A 281-nucleotide genomic window follows, 5' to 3' on the forward strand; every position below is an offset into this window, starting at 1 on the left:
GGTAAAGGCCTACCAAGACTGCGATCTATAGCTGGTTTGAGAGGATGATCAGCCACATTGGGACTGAGACACGGCCCAGACTCCTACGGGAGGCAGCAGTGGGGAATATTGGACAATGGGCGCAAGCCTGATCCAGCAATACCGCGTGTGTGAAGAAGGCCTTCGGGTTGTAAAGCACTTTTATATGGGAAGAAGTGTTGTGTGTTAATAGCGCATGGCATTGACGGTACCATAGGAATAAGCACCGGCTAACTCCGTGCCAGCAGCCGCGGTAATACGGA

Annotated in this window: 1 rRNA gene; it reads left to right on the plus strand. The window is 52.3% G+C overall.

The features are described from left to right. Nucleotides 1-281 (plus strand): 16S ribosomal RNA (locus OS173_RS13495); the annotation flags it as partial.

It is taken from the genome of Marinicella gelatinilytica, assembly GCF_026410405.1.
GTDB classification, from domain to species: domain Bacteria; phylum Pseudomonadota; class Gammaproteobacteria; order Xanthomonadales; family Marinicellaceae; genus Marinicella; species Marinicella gelatinilytica.